This window comes from Blautia sp. HA3515, from assembly GCF_059933065.1.
The window spans coordinates 17,686-38,729 of the sequence record NZ_JAYFUY010000061.1 but is presented as its reverse complement, the minus strand read 5'-3'; the positions used below and the strand labels follow the sequence as shown (position 1 = coordinate 38,729).

Annotated in this window: 13 protein-coding genes and 4 pseudogenes; 15 read left to right on the top strand and 2 right to left on the bottom strand. The window is 42.4% G+C overall.

Translation table 11 applies throughout. The features are described from left to right. Window positions 1-292 precede the first annotated feature (292 nt). The 11 genes from R1Y93_RS04685 (at window position 293) to R1Y93_RS04635 (ending at window position 10,548) form a co-directional block, all read left to right on the top strand. Window positions 293-1,066, top strand: coding sequence for a protein kinase domain-containing protein (locus tag R1Y93_RS04685; protein WP_500821807.1), 774 nt, complete (start codon window positions 293-295; stop codon window positions 1,064-1,066). A 165-nt stretch (window positions 1,067-1,231) separates the two neighbouring features. Then, the gene (locus R1Y93_RS04680; RefSeq protein WP_500821805.1) at window positions 1,232-3,217 is read left to right on the top strand and encodes an NB-ARC domain-containing protein; all 1,986 of its coding nucleotides are present in this window, start codon (window positions 1,232-1,234) and stop codon (window positions 3,215-3,217) included. A gap of 129 nt (window positions 3,218-3,346) precedes the next feature. Continuing rightward, window positions 3,347-4,126 (top strand): hypothetical protein, encoded by a 780-nt coding sequence (locus R1Y93_RS04675; protein WP_500821804.1) that lies wholly within the window; start codon window positions 3,347-3,349, stop codon window positions 4,124-4,126. Window positions 4,127-4,415: 289 nt separating this feature from the next. Then, window positions 4,416-4,592 (top strand): hypothetical protein, encoded by a 177-nt coding sequence (locus R1Y93_RS04670; RefSeq protein ID WP_500821803.1) that lies wholly within the window; start codon window positions 4,416-4,418, stop codon window positions 4,590-4,592. A 60-nt stretch (window positions 4,593-4,652) separates the two neighbouring features. Further along, window positions 4,653-5,120, top strand: a complete 468-nt coding sequence (locus R1Y93_RS04665; RefSeq protein ID WP_500821801.1) for a hypothetical protein — start codon at window positions 4,653-4,655, stop codon at window positions 5,118-5,120. Between the two features lie 184 nt (window positions 5,121-5,304). Next, window positions 5,305-5,457 (top strand): hypothetical protein, encoded by a 153-nt coding sequence (locus tag R1Y93_RS04660; protein WP_500821799.1) that lies wholly within the window; start codon window positions 5,305-5,307, stop codon window positions 5,455-5,457. Window positions 5,458-5,590: 133 nt separating this feature from the next. Then, window positions 5,591-6,400, top strand: coding sequence for a hypothetical protein (locus R1Y93_RS04655; protein WP_500821798.1), 810 nt, complete (start codon window positions 5,591-5,593; stop codon window positions 6,398-6,400). Between the two features lie 333 nt (window positions 6,401-6,733). After that, complete coding sequence (hisH, locus tag R1Y93_RS04650) at window positions 6,734-7,351, top strand: imidazole glycerol phosphate synthase subunit HisH (RefSeq protein ID WP_500821797.1); 618 nt, start codon at window positions 6,734-6,736, stop codon at window positions 7,349-7,351. Window positions 7,352-7,354: 3 nt separating this feature from the next. Further along, window positions 7,355-8,113 carry an imidazole glycerol phosphate synthase subunit HisF gene (gene hisF / locus R1Y93_RS04645; RefSeq protein WP_158420231.1) on the top strand — a complete coding sequence of 253 codons (759 nt, stop codon included), beginning with the start codon at window positions 7,355-7,357 and terminating at the stop codon, window positions 8,111-8,113. 104 nt (window positions 8,114-8,217) lie between these two features. Continuing rightward, window positions 8,218-8,904 (top strand): uracil-DNA glycosylase, encoded by a 687-nt coding sequence (ung, locus tag R1Y93_RS04640; protein WP_158420232.1) that lies wholly within the window; start codon window positions 8,218-8,220, stop codon window positions 8,902-8,904. Between the two features lie 21 nt (window positions 8,905-8,925). Next, window positions 8,926-10,548 (top strand): putative polysaccharide biosynthesis protein, encoded by a 1,623-nt coding sequence (locus tag R1Y93_RS04635; RefSeq protein WP_500821795.1) that lies wholly within the window; start codon window positions 8,926-8,928, stop codon window positions 10,546-10,548. An 85-nt stretch (window positions 10,549-10,633) separates the two neighbouring features. On the opposite strand, the pseudogene R1Y93_RS04630 reads toward R1Y93_RS04635, so the two are convergent. Both R1Y93_RS04630 and fliB read right to left on the bottom strand, forming a co-directional pair. Further along, window positions 10,634-14,878, bottom strand: a pseudogene (locus tag R1Y93_RS04630) (acyl-CoA dehydratase activase-related protein). Window positions 14,879-15,089: 211 nt separating this feature from the next. After that, window positions 15,090-16,238 (bottom strand): flagellin lysine-N-methylase, encoded by a 1,149-nt coding sequence (fliB, locus tag R1Y93_RS04625; RefSeq protein ID WP_500821794.1) that lies wholly within the window; start codon window positions 16,236-16,238, stop codon window positions 15,090-15,092. A 186-nt stretch (window positions 16,239-16,424) separates the two neighbouring features. On the opposite strand from fliB, the pseudogene tgt reads away from it, so the two are divergent. From tgt to ilvD, 4 genes and pseudogenes are all read left to right on the top strand, one after another. Further along, a pseudogene (gene tgt, locus R1Y93_RS04620) lies at window positions 16,425-17,587 on the top strand (tRNA guanosine(34) transglycosylase Tgt). A 140-nt stretch (window positions 17,588-17,727) separates the two neighbouring features. Beyond that, window positions 17,728-18,024, top strand: a complete 297-nt coding sequence (yajC, locus tag R1Y93_RS04615; RefSeq protein WP_158420237.1) for a preprotein translocase subunit YajC — start codon at window positions 17,728-17,730, stop codon at window positions 18,022-18,024. A gap of 210 nt (window positions 18,025-18,234) precedes the next feature. Beyond that, a pseudogene (gene leuB / locus R1Y93_RS04610) lies at window positions 18,235-19,318 on the top strand (3-isopropylmalate dehydrogenase). 27 nt (window positions 19,319-19,345) lie between these two features. Beyond that, window positions 19,346-21,024: pseudogene (gene ilvD, locus R1Y93_RS04605) on the top strand (dihydroxy-acid dehydratase). Window positions 21,025-21,044 lie beyond the last annotated feature (20 nt).

Sequence of the window (21,044 nt, the reverse complement as noted above, 5' to 3'; positions counted from 1 at the left end):
TGACTTATATGAGGGAAATCCCTATGACTGGATTTTCTTGTTTGCAGCACAGGATGAGTATCCAATGGAATGCCTTTCGCTTTTTTATGGAGAGAGGTTTACCTGGATAAAGAAGAAGCAGAGGCATGATTGCAGTGAGAAACCCGAACAGCAGATTCTGTGTGGTAAAATCATTGTAACAGAAAATAAGACAGGGATGTGTATAAATGGATTCCAGAGTTGCACTGAAGAAAGCGTCAGTACTTAGATTTAATGATAAATATGAATGCATCATCACAGGGCGAGCTTGGCCGTGGCGGGTGCAAGTATTGTTTATAATGCTTTTTACAGAGACAGTCTGGGAGTCAGGAAGAAAGTACGCATTAAGGAATGCTATCCTTTTAAGTGTATCTTGAAACGGGAAAAAAGTGGAAATTTGTTTGTACCTGAATCAGAGAAAGTTCTTTTTGAAAAATGCAAACAGAAAATGATCCGTGCATATCAGCTTGGAAATGAGTTTTTCTGTACGGATGGACTGACAAATCTGACTGTGAATACATACGATATTTTTGAGGCAAATAACACATTGTATATTGTTTCTGCTTTTTCCCAGGGAAAGGAATTGTCTTACGAAAGCTATGAAACTGTAAAGGATAGCATTGCAGTAGTAAAAAGTGTTGCAGATACAATCAGAAAGATCCATAATAAGGGCTTTCTTTATCTGGATATAAAGCCTGGGAATATATTTACTCTTGAGGAAACTACAGAATTGATCCAGCTGTTTGACTTTGATACAGTAGTTTCTATTTCTGAAGGATATGATATGGATGATAAAATTTCATATACCAGAGGATATGCTGCATTGGAGCAGGAGACAGAAAATTACCGGCAGATCGGCAGACACACGGATGTATATGGGATCGGAGCTCTTTTATTTTACATGATCTTCCATCGGGTGCCAAATGCTTTTGACTGCGAGTCCAGTGCTGAATATGATTTTTCCAGATCCAGGCTATGTGGACATCATTATCAGGATACCCTTTCTTTATTTTCGATTGACAGACTTTTTCCACCATACGCTTGCTGATTATTATCTGAACCGGTTTTCAAATATGGAAACCGTTGTGGAAAGGCTTTCTGAGTTTGGCGTCACTTGCAGAAACAGCTGACCTGTATGTATTGAGTTCAAAGATCAGTGATCCTGCTTTATTTTTAAGGCAGAAGCAAGGAAACCTGCTGGATTACAGAAAAATTGCTGGATCAGGAAAAGAAAGCAGTTTTTGTTGTAGGAATGGGCGGTATAGGGAAAAGCACTCTAGTACGTTATTGTGTAAAGAAGTGCAAGGAAAAACTGGATACGGTTCTTTACCTTGATTATCCCGGATCTATTCAGAAAATGATCATTGATGATTATTCAGTGCAGCTTAATTCCGTCCGAAAGGACGAAAAGGAAACAGACAGGGAATATTTTAACAGAAAGCTTGGTCTTTTGCGGGAACTGGGGATCCATAAGAAGTGTGTGCTTGTGATCGACAATTATACCGGAGAAGAGACGGAGGATTTTGCCAGGCTGCTGCAGTTGGGATGGAACTTGATTTTTATCACCAGGGACAAAGCTCTTTGTGCAGGATATGAAGCATTGGAAGTAGGACCGCTTCGTGAACAAGAAGATCTTATGGCACTTTTGGCAAAGAATGCAGGACGTTCTTTCAGTGAAGTAGAACAGCAAAGCGCAGCGGACATTATTGATTGTGTTCATGGACATACATTGATCCTGGAACTTTTGGGAAAGCAGATCGGCAGTCCGGTATATCATCTGTCAGTAGAAAAATCAGCGGAAATTGTTAGAAAAAACGGTTTTTCCTGTATAGCACCGGAAAAGATCGATTATCAGAAGGACAGCATACTGTATCATAATACGATCAAGCAGGTGCTTGCAGGATTGTTTGAAACCACAGGTCTTAAGACTTTTGAAAGGGCGCTTTTGAAAATTCTTTCTTTTTTTGGAAGAATGGGAATTCCTATTGATCAGCTGTGCACAATGCTGGAAATGACAAATAAAGAAAGCATCCGTGTGCTGTATCATCAGGGCTGGCTTTATATTGAGGATACAGTATTAACTATGCATCCGGTGATCCAGGAATTTGTTTCTGATTGGAAGCTTTCCGAAGCAGCAAAGAAATGGGCATTTCAGATTCTTGCTTACCTTTACAGAAAAATAGAAACAAAGACAAGCAAGATGGTATATTTAAATCTGGCTATGAGTGTTCTTGAAGAAATGAAAAGAGAATCAGAAATCTATGCAGCTACTCCATATCAAAAGCTTTTATATGTAACGCTCAGGGATATCCCTTATGAAAATGAAGCCTTTATACAGGAAAATTCAGAAGGATTTTTAACTTTATGTGATAAAGGCCATGAAAAGGAGTTTTTGATCATCTGCGAAAGATTTCTTGAGGTGCTATATGAAAGCAAACAATTTGAGAAAGCAAGAAAGATCATTCGTCAGGTGCGGGCCAAACTTACAGGATGTAGGAACATATATGCCTGGGGCAGATACTACTGTATTGTGGACGGGTATTATGATACGCTGCTGGATGGAGCATATTATGCAGTTACGGACGAAGAAAAAAAACTTGTTGGATTGATCATGGATGCTTTAAATAAAGCCATTCCTATCTTTCGATTTTCCAGAGAAGAAGATGCAGGTATTTTGCTGGTCGACTGTATGCTTGGTAAGGCTTGTATTTTAATACGTAGTGGGACGGGATCTGTGACTCAGGTACGTTTCCTTCTGAAAAAGATAAAAAAGCTGATGGACAGTTATGCAAAAACAAATTCTAGGCAGGTGCGTAACTATTCTTTAACATTAGCATGGTTCCATACATATCTTGATGAGGATATAGAAAAAACCAGGCGTTATCTGGAGAAGGCAGCGGAAATAACAGATATTATATGTGTTTCAGAATTGGCAAAAATCGATGAATATTTCAGTATTGCAGCCAATATTTTCCTGGAATGGGGGCAGTTTGATGAGGCAGCAGGTCTATTACTGCAATCGATTGGGATCTGTGAGAAACATCTGGAAATTACTGCTTATGCCAGAAGGCAGCTGGATCTGCTGGGGCATCTGGCGGAAGTATATCATTTTGGCAGGCACGATGAGAAATGTCAGGCTGTTCTTACACTGATGGAGACTAAAATAAGTAAAATGAATGCGTTGGAAATCTTGGATTGACATATTAATGATGCGAGATATAATAGAGATAAAGAATCCATTATTTATGGACGGCAGAAAAGGGGTGAAGGAGGAAAGCAGCAGCATCAAAGCACAAATGTAAAAAGAAAAATCAGGAGGAAAAGTAAAATGAAAAAGATGAAAAAGTTTTTATGCAGCCTACTGGCCTGTCTTCTTGTTATTCTGGCAGTTCCGGTATCGGCAGAAGCAGCAGTAAAAGCGCCAGTTTGCCCGAAAACACAGGTACTTCAGTATTGCAGGGCATGTATGAACAATACGCAGCAGCGTATTGGCGGATACGGTTATATTTTTATTAAGAATCTTGCTAAAAATGCAACCATTACTAATGTAAAGTCATCCAATAAGAACTATACAGCGACCAGAGCAAAGGGACTGAATGCGATTGATGTAGTGCAGACTCAGAAATCTATTCGGAATTTCAAGTATGATGTTAAAGACGGCGAAAGCACAAAGCTTTCTTTTACAGTTAAGCAGAATGGAAAGAGCTATCGTTTGTCCTGCAAAGTGATCTTCAAAGCTCATGAGCCAGTTTTTAAGACATTTAAACTGGGTTCCAAAGATCTGACTTCTCTTACAAGCGGATATTGGATGTTACTTTATAACAAGGTTCCCAAAAAAGGCAAAGTGAAAGTTCAGATTCAGACAACGAAGAATTATAAGATTGATTCTATCACTGTTACTTATAGAAACGGTGATAAATATACATCTAAAAAGATTAAGAATGGGGCAAAAGTTTCTCTGAAAAATGCCATGTCATTGAATGTAGATTATCATACTACCGTGAAACCAAAGTATTATCGGAAACCAAGCTCTGATTATGTGGGATATTTCTTTGGCGGATATGTTGAGAGTCCGCTTTACGAGAGCTTTTCATTGGTTGTGATGTAAATAATTTAGTGATACAGGGTATCGATCAATCATCTGATTTGATGACTGGGCGATGCCCTTTTTTTATGGGCGAATACCATGGAATGTGTGTAGATACTGGAATACGGTTCCACAGGGTATGTTGCAATCAAAAACCCAAATATGAAAAAGGGTGATATATACTGAGGATGTTCAACAAAGGGAGGGATGAAGTTTACTGGCTGATATAAATCACGAAAAATGAACGAAGCCGGAATCACTAAAAATGAGTCACAGATTTTTATATCAAAGTGGAAAGGATGATAAAAATATGACAAACAAAGAAATTAACACTTTTATTGAAACAATGGAAGAGTTCGGGGACATTTGGACAGTGGAACAGGTGAAGGATGTATATGGCAAAAAGACCCTGGAAGAAGCTATCGCAGATCGGCAGTCTTCCCATGCAAAGTTTGCAGACATTATCAGAACTGTTATTAACCGATAATCTTACAGTAAGATATGGAATCATTTGAAATTACTACATATATATTTGGAGGAATACGTGATGAGAAAAAGTATAAGAGTCATTATGATTAGCACCATTTCGATTTGTATGATGGCAACAACTGTTGCAGCAACAGAGAATTTTGCTGCCCCGGATCTGCAGTCTATGAGCTTGGAAGATCTGGTTTTACTTAAAGATAAAGTAAATGAGGAGATTGCCGCTAAAGGAGGGAATAATGTACTGGGGGCTGGAATTTATGAAGTAGGTAAGGATATAAAGGCTGCCAGTTTCAGATTAACCTGCTATGAGGCTACAGATTTTGCTTATGTCATATTATATAAAAACAGTGAAGATATGGATAATGAGAAAAGTATTATGGATAAATTGTTTGATTATGAAGAAGACCAAAAATCACAAGATGTAATCACACTAAATTTGAAAGAAGGAGAAATCCTCAAAACTACAGGACCGGTTATCATTGAAAATGAAGAAAAAAGTTTTTGGGCACCTGACTCGGAAGATGAATAGTTTTCTAAATATGCACCATTTCGATATAAGCATAAAAGCGGGATGTTAATCCTGCGGTATGCAAATATCGGGTGTGGTGTTAGAACAGCGTAGGAGTGTAAAGCAGGCAACAATCTGTGTAATATGATTTGGGTATAATATATCCAAATCATATTACAGATTTTTGAAAAAAGGAGGTTACTATATGGAAGATAACAGGGAATTTGTTGCATTTAGCAGAAAACTTTTAAGGGAATTTGTTCGGATTAAGAACCTAATGGAGAAAGGTGAATACGAAAAAGTCAAATTCATGATAGATGAGTTGATTGAGGATACTCAAAAAGATATTGAAACCTAATTGACTTTACTAAGTAAATATTTAATTGATATAATAAGATTATAATAGTATAATATTCGTAAATACATTGTCGGGGGAGATAAACACATGAGAAATCCGTAAGGTCACGCACATCATTGGTATCGTATTCTGTATGATTGCTATACTGTTTTCAATGCTTTATTTAGCACCAAAAGCTGGTAATCCAAAGACTTATGAAAAAACAATTTCATCACTTGATAAGAAGTCAAAAGGTGTTGTTGAACTTTCTGCATTAACGGTTGGTGTATCATCTGCCATAACAGCACTTCCAGGAGATACCGGGACGACGGTTGCTGATCATTTGATGGATTTGAACACAGGTTTATTTGTCGTTATGGTTGCACTGTTTTTAGAAAAATATCTCCTTACTATAATTGGAAAAATTGTTTTTTATTTTATAATTCCTTTTGCCTTTATTTTATTAGCAATTGGCTTTTGGAAAAAAATACCTTCACTTAGGCTGAAATTTGTTAATATTTTTCTTATTGGCATTTTGTTACTTGCTATAGTTCCTACTGGAATACATATTGCAGACCAAATTGAAGATATTTATAGTTTTTCATTGGAAGATACCATTCAGGAAGCTCAAAATATTAAAGATGAAACGGAGGATGCCACAAATGAAGCAGCTGAAGAAGATTCCAATTTTATTACCGGAGTTATATCTAAGGTTACCGATGCTATTTCAAATGCAGTTACCGGAATTGTTGATAAAGGAGAAAACTTTTTAAATACCGTTACGCAGTCACTGGCCATCCTTATTGTTACATCATGTGTTATCCCTTTACTTATTGTATTTTTATTCTTAAAATTAATTAAATATGCGATTGGATTAGATTTGACTGGATCAGTGCTTTCATTTCATAAGGTGTTGACCAAAAAGCAAAATAAAGAATATAAAAACATAGATAAAATAGAATGATGTTTATTTAGGGTTTGTACATATTTGCACAAACCCTTTTTAGTGCGCCTGGCGGCGTACATTTCTAATCGGTGAAAGTCATGAACATGCCAAAATAGTTCTTTATTTGTTGCAGATGCCTTTCGCCAAGAATTCACCGAAATTAATTGCACAGTTGGTATAATATCTAAGTATTTGTACTGCGTGGATAATATCGACAAAGTGTTTTTCATGTGTTATGATATTCAACGAATAAATGGTTCTTATAGCTGTGAAGATACGGAACAGTTAATTTTTTGATAATAACCAACGGTGGCTTGTAACAGAATTGACTGAAATCGAGGAGAAAATATTATGATTGGTATTATTGACTATGACGCTGGCAACATACGCAGTGTAGAAAAGGCATTGCATTATCTGGGACAGGAGACGGTGGTATCCAGAGATCCAGACACATTATTGAATGCTGACAAAGTGATACTGCCGGGAGTGGGCAGCTTTGGAGATGCAATGGAGAATCTTAATCGTTATGAGCTGGTTCCTGTGATCCGACAGATTGTGCAGGAGAAGACCCCTTTCCTTGGAATCTGTCTTGGACTGCAGCTATTATTTGAAAGCAGTGAGGAGACACCGGGGGTGCCAGGTCTTGGAATCCTGAAAGGGAAGATCCTACGTATCCCACCATGTCCGGGATTGAAGATCCCGCATATGGGATGGAATTCCCTTCATCTTCAGCATGAAGGACGGCTTTTTAAAGGAATCCCGGAGGATACATACGTATATTTTGTCCATTCCTATTATCTGCAGGCTGATGAGCCGGAAATCGTAAAGGCTGTAACCGATTACAGTACCTGTATCCATGCTTCTGTAGAGAAGGATAATGTATTTGCATGCCAGTTCCATCCGGAGAAAAGCAGCCGCTGGGGTCTTGAGATCCTTAAGAATTTTGCACAGATTGGAAGGGAGGACTGACGTATGTTTACAAAAAGAATTATTCCCTGTCTGGATGTTAATAAAGGTCGTGTTGTAAAAGGAGTAAATTTTGTTGATCTGCGGGATGCAGGAGATCCGGTGGAGATTGCGAAAGCCTATGATGCGGCGGGAGCAGACGAATTGGTATTTCTTGATATTACAGCCTCCTGTGAGGACCGTGATACAGTGGTAGATATGGTACGTCAGGTAGCAGCAAGCGTATTTATTCCTTTTACTGTAGGAGGCGGTATTCGTACAGTTGAGGATTTCAGGAAGCTTCTTCGGGAAGGAGCAGATAAGATTTCGGTTAATTCTGCTGCCATTGACCGTCCGGAACTGATCCGGGAAGCAGCACAGAAGTTTGGCAGTCAGTGTGTAGTGCTTGCCATAGATGCAAAGCGCCGTCCAGATGGAGGATGGAATATTTATAAGCATGGTGGCAGGCTGGATACAGGGATTGATGCTGTATGGTGGGCAAAAAAGGCTCAGGAACTGGGAGCAGGGGAGATCCTTCTTACCAGTATGGATTGTGATGGTACAAAGGCAGGATACGATATAGAGCTTACAAAGGCTATATCACAGGCCGTATCTATTCCTGTGATCGCATCAGGTGGTGCAGGTACACTGGAGCATTTTTATGATGCTTTAACTGAAGGCGGTGCAGACGCAGCACTTGCTGCTTCGCTGTTCCATTATAAAGAACTGGAGATCCGTCAGGTAAAGGATTATCTGGCAGATCGTGGGATTTCCGTGAGACGGTAAATAGACAGAAGGAAAAAAGACAAATTTAATAAACAGATTAAATAAAAAGAAACAAACTTATAGAAAAAGATTTTTGTGAAAAACTATGGGAGAGAGGTAGGAAAATGGGGGCAATTTCAGGCGCATGGCTGGAAGCACTGAAAGATGAATTTCATCAGCCGTATTATGCTAAGCTATACAAGACTGTAATGAATGAATACCAGACAAGGAAAATATTTCCACCACCGCAGGATATGTTTAATGCCTTTGACTTTACGCCGCTGGATCAGGTGAAGGTGGTGATTCTGGGGCAGGATCCATACCATAATGATGGTCAGGCCAATGGACTTTGCTTTTCTGTGCGAAAGGACGTAGATATCCCCCCATCTCTGGTCAACATTTATAAAGAACTGCACAATGACTGCGGATGTTATATTCCGGATAATGGATGTTTGGAAAAGTGGGCCAGACAAGGGGTATTGCTTTTGAATACAGTACTTACAGTACGTGCTCATCAGGCTAATTCTCACAGAGGGATTGGATGGGAGCAATTTACGGATGCAGTGATCCGTACACTGAATGAGCAGGACAGACCGATTGTGTATCTGCTATGGGGCAGACCTGCACAGACCAAGCAGTCTATGCTTGATAATCCAAAGCAGCTGGTTTTGACTGCTCCCCATCCCAGTCCACTGTCTGCGTCCAGAGGCTTTTTCGGATGCGGCCATTTCAGTAAGACCAATGAATTTCTTGAGAAAAACGGACTTCCCCCCATTGACTGGCAGATCGAGAATGTTTCTGCCGGGGAATAAATTTAAAGGAATATTGATACTATGGGTAAAAAGAACGATAATACACTTGTAAAAAATGCATCTTTTCTTATGGTGGCAGCACTGATCTCCAAGATTATTGGAATGCTGTATAAAAGCCCTTTGTCCAGTACTCTGGGAAGCAACAGCTATGCAATGTTTTCTTACGCACAGAATATTTATTTTATTCTGCTGATGATTGCATCTTTTAGTATTCCGCAGGCTGTATCAAAGATCATGGCTGAAAAGATTGCATTTAAACGATATAAGGACGCACAAAAGGTTTTTAAATGCGCTTTGATCTATGTATCTCTGGCAGGCGGAGCTGTTGCACTATTATGTTACTTTGGGGCTCCTATACTGGTTCCTGATTCCATGTCCGGTGCAAGACTTCCTCTTCGCATGCTGGCACCTACTATTTTTCTGTCCGGTATTCTTGGCGTATTCAGAGGATATTTTCAGGCCTACAGGAATATGATGCCTACTTCCCTTTCACAGATCATTGAACAGATTTTTGTGGCTGTGATGGCTCTTGCGATGTCAAGAGTTATGATCAGTCATTTCAGCGGACAAAGTGAGGCGGTTGTTCAGTCCTGGGGAGCTGCAGGTGCTACGATGGGTACAGGTGCAGGTGTGCTTTCTGCACTGATTTTTATGCTTCTTGTTTATCAGCTTAACCGGAGAACCATCAATAAAAGGATTCAGAAGGATCATGCTTCCGAAAGCAGCAGCACAGGGGATGTGATGCGGAATATTATCCTTGTGGTAATGCCTATTGTGCTCAGTGCGTTTATTTACAATGTAAACGGAACCATTAACAGTTATATGTATTCTGGCATTGAAGGGCTGAAGGGATTGGACGATCATACTATTCAGACTATGTATGCAGAGTACAGCTTTTACATGACTTTGATCAATATTCCTCTTACTCTGGCAAGTACAGCACCGACTTCCATGATCCCTGAGGTATCCGCTCATTATGCAATGCGTGATATGAATGGAGCAAGAGAGAAGATTGATAAGGCCACCTGGCTGAGTATGTTTATTTCTATTCCCTGTTCTGTTGGGCTGGCAGTGCTTGCAGGGCCTATCACAAGACTTTTGTTCCCAAGGACCAATGGTGTGGCAGGGGAGCTGATGATCCTTGGCGTGATCACAATCATCCTGAATGGCAATTCCAATATTTCCAATGGCGTGCTTCAGGGAATCGGAAAGCCGAATATTCCTATGTTCCATGCAGCCATTGCTCTTGTGGCAGATATGATCGTGATGGCTGTGCTGATGTTTGTTACAAATCTTGGTGTATATACCATTGTGATCGCAATGATCGTGTATGCCATTGTAATGTGTATTTTAAATGAACGGGCGATGAAGCAGTACATGGGTTATAAGAATCCATGGAGAAAAGCCTATCTGTATCCGCTGCTGGCAAGCGTACCTATGGCAGTCACAGCAGGTGGAGTTTATTACCTGGTATATGCTGTAGTTCATTCCAATGTGATCAGTCTTGGATTGGGTGTACTTGCAGGTATGGCAGTGTATTTTGTATTTTATCTGAAAGTAAGTCATCCCTCTGATGCAGAGTTTGCCATGATGCCGGGAGGACGCTATTTGAAAAAGCTGGCTGTGAAATTCAGACTGGTATAATAGAAAAACAGGATAAAGATAGACAGGCAATAAAGAATTGCAGCAAAAAACCAGGAGCCACCCACACGGGCGGCTCCTGGTTTTTTCAAGCTTCTTTTTCCTGTTGTTTTTTCAGGTTTTTCTGGGCTGTGGAAAGCATCAGCTTGATGCGGTTCAGCTGGTTTACTTCACTGGCACCAGGATCATAGTCAATAGCAACAATATTTGCTTCCGGATGCTCTCTGCGGATCTCTTTGATAACACCCTTTCCTACGATATGGTTGGGCAGACAGCCGAAAGGCTGGATGCAGACAATATTCGGAACATCGCCGTGGATCAGCTCCATCATCTCTCCTGTAAGGAACCAGCCTTCACCGGTCTGGTTACCAGCAGAAACGATAGGCTCTGCCATCCGGGCAAGATCACGGATATCTGCAGTAGGATGGAAATGCCGGCTCTGGGCAAGGGCTTCATTAGCAGCTTTACGCATCCAGTCGATAGCCTTTATTCCTACGTTGCCCCAGAAAGCTTTGGATTTCTTAAAACCAAGGTTGTCTGCTTTGAAATTCTGGTTATAGAAGCAGTAGCTCATAAAGTCGATCAGATCCGGAACAACTGGCTCCGCACCTTCGGACTCCAGAAGGTCAGCCAGATGATTATTGGCAGCAGGAAGGAATTTGACCAGAATCTCACCTACAATACCTACTCTTGGTTTCTTTTCGTCACTGATGGGGATGGTATCAAAATCATGAACCATTTCCCTGCACATTTTCTTGAACTGACTGTGACTTAAAGAACTTCCGGATACAAAGGCAATCACTCGCTGTTCCCATATTTTGTGCTTTCTGTTTACGATTCCCTTTTCCAGCTCATATGGACGCATCCTGTAAATGCATTTCATCAGGATATCACCGAATACAGCAGCATAAACCACGGCTTTTACAAGGGGATATGTAAGTTTGAAGCCGGGATTGCTTTCCAAACCGCTTAAGTTCAGGGAAATAACCGGGATCTGTTCCATGCCGGCTTTTTTCAGTGCCCTGCGGATGAAGGCAATGTAATTGGAAGCACGGCAGCCGCCACCGGTCTGGGTCATGACTACGGCTGTTTTATTCAGGTCATATTTGCCGGAAAGAAGGGCATCCATGATCTGGCCTACTACGATCAGGGAAGGGTAGCAGGCATCATTATTTACATATTTCAGGCCTACATCCACAGCATGCTTATTGTCATTTGGAAGGATCTCCAGATGATAGCCGTTGGCATTAAAGGCAGCCTGAAGAAGTGAAAAATGTACTGGTGACATCTGCGGGCAAAGAATGGTGTAATCCTTGCGCATTTCTTTTGTAAATACTACCTTTTCAATAGAAGAAGGCTGAATCTGGCGGGGCTTTTTCTGTGCATCCTTTGCACGAAGTGCTGCCAGGAGAGAGCGGACACGGATCCTTGCTGCTCCCAGGTTATTGACCTCATCAATCTTCAGACAGGTGTAGATCTTGTCACTCTTATCAAGAATCTCATATACTTCATCTGTGGTAACTGCATCCAGTCCGCATCCAAAGGAATTCAGCTGGATCAGATCCAGGTCATCTCTTGTCTTTACAAAATTGGCAGCTGCATACAGGCGGGAGTGATACATCCACTGGTCGTTCACACGGATAGGACGTTCTACAGGAACCAGGTGGGATACAGAGTCTTCTGTGAGTACAGCTACACCATAGCTGTTGATCAGGTCCGGGATGCCATGGTGGATCTCCGGGTCGATATGGCTATGGACGGCCTGCAAGAACGATGCCTCTGCGGCCTGTTTCTTCCATATATTTCAGTGTTTCTTCCCCTTTGCGGCGCACATCCTCACGGACAGCAGCCATTTCCTCCCAGGCTGCATGTGCTGCAGCTTTTATTTCATTTGCAGGAATATCCTTGAAGATCTCTGTCAGACGTTTGGTAACGATCTCTTCAGAGGTCAGGGAAAGGAATGGGTTCATGAATTTAATGGAAGGATCATGAAGCTCATCCACATTGTTTTTGATATTTTCAGCATAAGAGGTAACGATGGGACAGTTGTAGTGGTTGACTGCGTCCGGGAATTCGTTCCTCTCGTAAGGAATACACGGGTAGAAAATGAATTTTACACCATTTTTCAGTAACCAGCTTACATGGCCATGGGCTAGCTTTGCTGGATAGCATTCTGATTCACTGGGGATAGATTCAATACCAAGCTCATAGATCTTACGCGTGGAAGTAGGAGAAAGCACTACCTGGTACTTTAGCTGTGTAAAGAAAGTAAACCAGAAAGGATAATTCTCAAACATATTCAGCACACGGGGAATACCTACCTGGCCACGCTCTGCCTTGTCAGCAGATAATGGTGCATAGGAAAAGATCCGTTTGTATTTATATTCATAAAGGTTTGGAATGTGGTCTTTGTTCTTTTCTTTGCCGATACCACGCTCACAGCGGTTGCCGCTTACGAACTGACGGCCGCCACTGAATTTGTTGATAGTCAGACGGCAGTTGTTGGTACATCCATGGCAGTTGGCCATAGCTGTAGTATATTTTAGTTCGTTGATCTTCTGGATGGAAAGCATGGTGGTTTCTTTGCCTTCCTGATAACGCTCCCTGGCAATGAGGGCTGCACCAAAGGCACCCATAATACCAGCGATATCCGGTCGGATGGCTTCGCAGTCTGCAATACGTTCAAAGCTGCGAAGTACAGCATCATTATAGAAGGTACCTCCCTGTACTACGATATGGCGTCCAAGCTCTGTTGCATCGGAAACCTTAATAACCTTATAAAGTGCGTTTTTGATAACAGAGTAGGCAAGACCTGCAGAAATATCAGCAACAGATGCGCCTTCCTTCTGAGCCTGTTTTACTTTGGAATTCATGAAAACAGTACATCTTGTACCAAGGTCAATGGGATGTTCAGCAAAAAGAGCAGCTTTTGCAAAATCCTGTACAGAATAGTTTAGGGATTTGGCAAAGGTTTCAATAAAGGAACCGCAGCCTGAGGAGCATGCTTCATTCAGCTGTACGCTGTCCACAGTATGGTTGCGGATCTTGATACATTTCATGTCCTGCCCGCCGATGTCCAGGATACAGTCAACCTCCGGATCAAAGAAAGCAGCTGCATAATAATGGGAAACAGTTTCTACTTCACCTTCATCCAGAATCAGGGCTGCTTTAATAAGAGCTTCTCCGTAACCGGTAGAGCATGAGTAGGCAATGTGTGCATCCTTCGGCAAAAGAGAATAAATCTCCTGGATAGAACGGATGGCTGTTTTTAGCGGGCTGCCGTTATTATTGCTGTAGAAAGAATAAAGAAGAGTGCCGTCCTCACCTACAAGTGCAGTCTTAGTGGTGGTAGAACCTGCATCGATACCCAGGTAACAATTGCCTTTATAAGAGGACAGATCGCCTTTTTGGACCTGGTAAGCACTTTGGCGCTGATTGAAGGTATGGTAGTCTTCCTGTGTAGCAAAAAGAGGCTCCATACGTTCTACCTCAAAGTCCATATGTATGGATCCATGGAGTCGGTCCTTTAATTGGGTAAGGGATACGGAAGTATCCTCCTTTGCATTCATAGCAGATCCCATGGCTGCGAAAAGGTGGGAGTTTTCAGGCAGGATGGCATGTTCATCATCCAGCTTCAGAGTACGGATGAAGGCCTCACGCAGTTCAGAAAGAAAATGGAGAGGTCCGCCAAGGAAAGCTACATGTCCACGGATCGGCTTTCCGCAGGCAAGACCGGAAATGGTCTGGTTTACCACTGCCTGAAAAATGGAAGCAGAAAGATCTTCTTTGGTAGCACCTTCATTAATCAAAGGCTGGATGTCTGTTTTTGCAAAAACACCGCATCTGGCAGCGATAGGATAAAGGGCTTTGTAATTCCTGGCATATTCATTCAGGCCTGTAGCATCTGTCTGCAGAAGGGAAGCCATCTGATCAATAAAGGATCCTGTACCTCCTGCACAGATCCCGTTCATACGCTGTTTCCAATATTGCCGCCTTCAAAATAAATGATCTTGGCATCCTCGCCGCCAAGCTCAATGGCAACGTCTGTCTGAGACGCGATCTTCTGAAGAGCAGTGGAAACTGCAATGACCTCCTGGACGAATGGAATCTCCAGATGGTTGGCCAGTGTCAGACCGCCGGAACCAGTGATCACCGGATGGAGAGTCAGCTCTCCAAGCTTGTCATAAGCCTTCTGTAAAAGGTCTGCAAGTGTTTCCTGGATATTGGCAAAATGACGTTCGTAATCTGCAAACAACAAGGTTTCGTTTTCATCAAGGATCGCAATCTTGACAGTGGTAGATCCAATGTCAATTCCCAAGGTGTATTTACTCATAAAATTAATATAAGCCTCCTCGTTTTTCGTAAAAAATATCAAAGGCTGATGAACGGGATAGCCCTCATCAGCGGAGTTTGTGTGATCATACGGTTACTTTGTAAAAAAGCGTTTCGTATTATTATACGATATGAGTAAAAAATACGCAACGGACAACTTTCACAAAAACAGCGGCAGGGAAAGGCGGAAATATGGTAATGGAAATCATGGATCAGCAAATGACTTTTAAAAGCTTTCCAAAGGAAAAAGCAGGGTGTTGGTCCAACAGCTCCTCCATTTTGTTCAGGTTCGGGTCTGAATGCTCCAGTTCTCTGGAAAAAAGATAACAGATCCGGATCTGATCCTTAAGAGTAAGGGGTTGCCTGGATTTCTGATACATACCTACGCTTAAGTCCTGGATCATCAGAGTACAGACAAGGGCAAGCTTTACTTTGGCGAAAATCTGGTCATCGTAGGCTGCACCGCAAAAATAGGTATATAGCCAGTAAAGTACCAGCTGTTCAGACTGAATCTTCCATTCTGGCATGGCAGCATGGAAGCTATTATATAATTGCATGATTTCCTGATCGTTACACTGTGTGTGGAAGGCCAGGTTTTCTTTTAAAAAGTTGTGCCAGGAAGGTGACAGCACTTCCATCTCAGGTATCAGAACGCTCCAGAAATCACGGATCAGTTCCGGTACGCTTTTGCTGTCATCTGACCACTTATTTACTTTTTTTAGAAAATCCGGACCGGTTCCGGTTTGGATATGTTTCCTGCGAATGCCTTCCCAGCGGTACAGTTCATTTCTGTCAAGGCACAGCTGAAAATCATGTCCCATAGCCAGAAGCTTCAGAAAACGGGCATTTAGTGGAATATTTCTGTCCTGTAAAATGGAAAACATCTGATCACGGGTATCCATCAGCTCAGTAAAAAGAAGATAATCAAAAGAATCATACGTTTCTTCTGAAGATGGTTTTTCTTTTGTGATAAAGGAAATGGGCTCCTGCCTGGAAAGAAGCAGCCTGGCGGCTTCTGGACAGGAGAGGGAAAGAGATAATTCACGAAGCCCTTCAAATTCTTCAATATGTCTGGGATACTTGCGGCAGGTATCACACAGCATATCCGGACCGGCTTCAGCGTAAATGTCACACAGGTTTTCTTCATTTAAAAAAGCACATCTGTGATGGTATTGACGGAAGACATGTTCTTTCCAGTTAATATCATTTTTCAATCGGTTTGCAAATGGACCTTTATGGCGGGAATACCGTGTCAGGCTTTTTTCATCAATCACTATCTGCCATCCGGCACAACAGGTAGCCGGACATTCTCCGGCGATACAGGAAAATTTTTTATAAAAATCAGGTGCTGTAATCTGCATATATCTGACCTCTTTCTGGTGGATTTTCTGCAGGCTATTATACCTTTTTGAAAGGCCAGGTGCAAGCAATTACAGAACAGGCTGGAGGAAAATAAGTAATTCTTGTTTTTTTTATGTATTCAGGATATAATTGCCAGATAGGTGGGACTTTTGTCCCTAACAATATTAGGAAAAAGGGAGCAGCATATGGCTGAATACAAAATCTTAAAAACCGAAGGCCGGGGCTGAAGAGGGCAGAATTTAAAACTGTTCATGGCACCATCCAGACACCGGTCTTTATGAATGTAGGTACGGTAGGAGCGATCAAAGGGGCTGTATCCACCATGGACCTGAAAGAGATCGGCACACAGGTAGAGCTGTCCAATACTTATCACCTTCATGTACGTACAGGAGACAAGCTGATCAAAGAATTTGGAGGCCTTCATAAGTTTATGGTCTGGGATCGGCCTATCCTTACAGACTCCGGTGGATTCCAGGTGTTTTCCCTGGCAGGACTGCGTAAGATCAAAGAAGAAGGGGTATATTTCCAATCTCATATTGACGGACATAAGATTTTTATGGGACCTGAAGAAAGCATGCAGATCCAATCCAATCTGGGCTCTACTATTGCCATGGCTTTTGACGAGTGTCCAAGCAGCGTAGCAGACAGAGGTTATGTACAGCGTTCTGTAGACCGGACCACCAGATGGCTTGCAAGATGCAAAGAAGAAATGCAGCGCCTGAACAGTCTTGATGACACGATCAATAAAGAACAGCTGTTATTTGGCATCAACCAGGGTGCTATTTATGAAGACATCCGTAAGAATCATGCGGATGCCATCTCTCAGATGGATCTGGATGGTTATGCAGTAGGCGGACTGGCAGTAGGAGAAACCCATGAGCAGATGTATCATATTCTGGACGAAGTGGTTCCTCATCTTCCGCAGGATAAGCCTACTTATCTTATGGGCGTAGGTACACCGGCCAATATCCTGGAAGGTGTGGAAAGAGGCATTGATTTCTTTGACTGCGTATATCCCAGCAGGAACGGCCGTCATGGCCATGTATATACAAACCATGGCAAGATGAATATGTTTAATTCGGAAAAAAATACGAGATGGATCCACGGCCAATTGAAGAAGGATGTCAGTGTCCGGCCTGCCGTCATTACAGCAGAGCTTATATCCGACATCTTCTGAAAGCAAAAGAGATGCTTGGCATGCGGCTTTGCGTATTACACAATCTTTATTTTTATAATCACCTTATGGAAGAGATACGGGATGCACTGGACGCCTGGAATTTTGGCAGAATATAAGAAAATGCGTCTGGAAGGTTTTGAAGAGGGCAGGATCAATAGTAAAAGAGGATGATTTATTTATCTTTGAAAAAATAACTTGATGAAACTATGTATTTTGTGTATGATATACTTTAGGCTTCGGTATGAATTAAGAAGAAGCAGGGTGCCTGGGTCTGGGACCCGTTATAACAAACGCACAGGAGGTATTTTTAAATGGACCAGAGCAGTGGAATGGGACTTGGTTTTACTATCGTATGGCTGGTAGTCCTTTTCGGAATTATGTATTTTCTGATGGTAAGACCACAGAAAAAGGAGCAGAAGAGAATCCAGGCTATGCTCAATGACATGGCAGTAGGAGACAGTGTGGTAACAACCGGCGGCTTTTATGGCGTGATCATTGATATGACAGACGAGGATGTGATCGTAGAATTCGGTAATAACAAGAACTGTCGTATTCCAATGAGAAAGCAGGCTATTGCTGAGGTTGAGAAGGCCGAGCAGGCAGAATAAGTATGAAATTAGAAGGCGGCAGCTCCTGGTGAGTCTGTCGCCTTTTGCTCTGCAGCAGTCTGTTGTGTTTTGTGTTTTTAGAGTCTGTTGACTTTTACACTTTAACAGTCTGTTGTCTTTTATGCTTTAATAGGTTGAAATCTGTTGAAAAGTGCGTTATTATAATGACAATTACCTGTCTGAGGCAGGAGAGTAAGAGAGGAAATTATTATGAATTATAACATTTCGCTGATTCCGGAGACGGGATAGGACCGGAAATCGTCTCTGAGGCAAGAAAGGTTCTGGATAAAGTATGCGAAGTTTACGGACATACTTTTTCGTATTCTAAGGTGCTTCTTGGGGGAGCATCCATTGATGTACACGGTGTGCCTCTTACAGAAGAAGCCATTGCAACAGCAAAAGCATCAGACGCAGTTCTGATGGGTTCTATTGGCGGAGATGCAAAGACATCACCCTGGTACAAGCTTGAACCATCCAAACGGCCGGAGGCTGGACTTCTTGCGATCCGTAAGGCACTGAATCTGTTTGCCAATTTAAGACCTGCATATCTTTACAATGAACTGAAAGATGCCTGCCCGCTTAAAGAGCAGATCATCGGGGATGGATTTGATATGATCATTGTAAGGGAACTGACAGGAGGCCTTTATTTCGGAGCAAGAAAAACTACCGAAGAAAATGGGGTAAAGACAGCAGTAGATACCCTTTCCTACAATGAAAATGAGATCCGCAGGATCGCTATCAAAGCTTTTGATATTGCTATGAAGCGCCGCAAGAAAGTAACAAGCGTAGATAAGGCAAATGTACTGGATTCTTCCAGACTGTGGAGAAGTGTTGTGGAGGAGGTTGCCAGGGATTATCCGGAGGTAACGCTGGAGCATATGCTGGTAGACAACTGTGCAATGCAGCTGGTACGTGATCCTAAGCAGTTTGATGTGATCCTTACAGAGAATATGTTTGGAGATATCCTTTCTGATGAGGCCAGTATGGTGACAGGTTCTATCGGAATGCTTTCTTCAGCCAGCTTAAATGAGACAAAGTTTGGTCTTTATGAGCCAAGCCATGGATCAGCACCTGACATTGCAGGCCAGAATAAAGCCAATCCTATTGCAACGATCCTGTCTGCAGCTATGATGCTGCGCTATTCCCTGGATCTGGACAAAGAAGCAGATGCAGAGAGGCAGCAGTACAAAAGGTACTTACAGACGGATATCGTACAGGAGACATTATGTCAAAGGGCTGTATCCTTGTTGGAACAAAAGAAATGGGCGACCTGATCGCAAAAGAGATCCGGTGATCCGTTAAGATAAAGGAGAGAACAGATATGAGAAGCGATGCAGTAAAGAAGGGGTCCCAGCAGGCACCTCACCGTTCACTGTTTAATGCACTTGGAATGACTAAGGAAGAAATGGAAAGACCATTGGTAGGTATTGTTAGTTCCTACAATGAGATCGTTCCTGGACATATGAATCTTGATAAGATCGTAGCTGCTGTAAAGCAGGGAGTAGCAATGGCTGGCGGTACACCGGTTGTTTTCCCGGCAATTGCTGTCTGTGATGGGATTGCTATGGGACATATTGGAATGAAATATTCCCTTGTGACCAGAGACCTGATCGCAGATTCTACAGAGTCCATGGCCCTTGCACATCAGTTTGATGCACTGGTTATGGTGCCAAACTGCGATAAGAATGTACCGGGACTTTTGATGGCAGCAGCCAGGATCAATGTTCCTACTGTATTTGTCAGCGGAGGACCTATGCTGGCCGGTCATATCAATGGACACAAAACAAGCCTTTCCAGCATGTTTGAGGCTGTAGGTGCTTATGCAGCAGGCAAGCTGGACGAGGAAGGCCTTACAGAATATGAGAACAAAACATGTCCTACCTGTGGATCTTGTTCCGGTATGTATACAGCCAACAGCATGAACTGTCTGACAGAGGTTCTTGGCATGGGACTTAAAGGCAACGGTACGATCCCTGCTGTATATTCTGAACGTATCCGTCTTGCAAAGCATGCAGGTATGCAGGTTATGGAAATGTACAGGAAAAATATCCGCCCCAGAGATATTATGACAAAAGAGGCATTACTGAATGCTTTGACTGTGGATATGGCACTTGGATGCTCTACAAACAGCATGCTTCATCTGCCGGCCATCGCCCATGAGATCGGTTGGGACTTTGATATCAGTTTTGCAAATGAAATCAGTGAGAAAACTCCGAACCTGTGCCATCTTGGCTCCTGCAGGCCCAACCTATATGGAAGACCTGAATGAAGCTGGCGGCGTATATGCTGTAATGAACGAATTGAATAAAAAAGGACTTCTTCACACAGAATGTATGACTGTTACAGGAAAGACGGTAGGGGAGAATATTAAGGATTGCATCAATCTGAATCCACAGGTGATCCGTCCCATCGACAATCCGCACAGCCAGACCGGCAGGACTTGCTGTATTAAAGGGAAATCTTGCACCGGATGGCAGTGTTGTAAAGCGTTCTGCAGTTGCACCTGAGATGATGGTACATGAAGGTCCGGCAAGAGTATTTGACTGTGAAGAAGATGCCATTGCTGCCATCAAAGGTGGAAAGATCAATGCAGGTGATGTGGTTGTGATCCGTTATGAAGGACCAAAAGGCGGCCCGGGAATGCGTGAGATGCTGAATCCTACTTCTGCAATTGCAGGTATGGGGCTTGGCTCATGCTGTAGCACTGATTACAGACGGACGGTTCAGCGGTGCGTCAAGAGGTGCATCTATCGGACATGTATCACCGGAAGCAGCAGTAGGCGGACCGATTGCTCTTGTAGAAGAGGGTGATATGATCTCCATCAATATTCCGGAGCTTTCCCTGAGCCTGAAAGTATCAGAGGAGGAACTGGAAGCAAGAGAAAAGCAAAATGGCAGCCAAGAGAGCCAAAGGTTACAACCGGATATCTTGCAAGATATGCAGCAATGGTAACATCTGGCAACAGAGGGGCCATTCTGGAAGTGCCAAAGGCAAAATAAAGAGAAATACGATAAGGCAG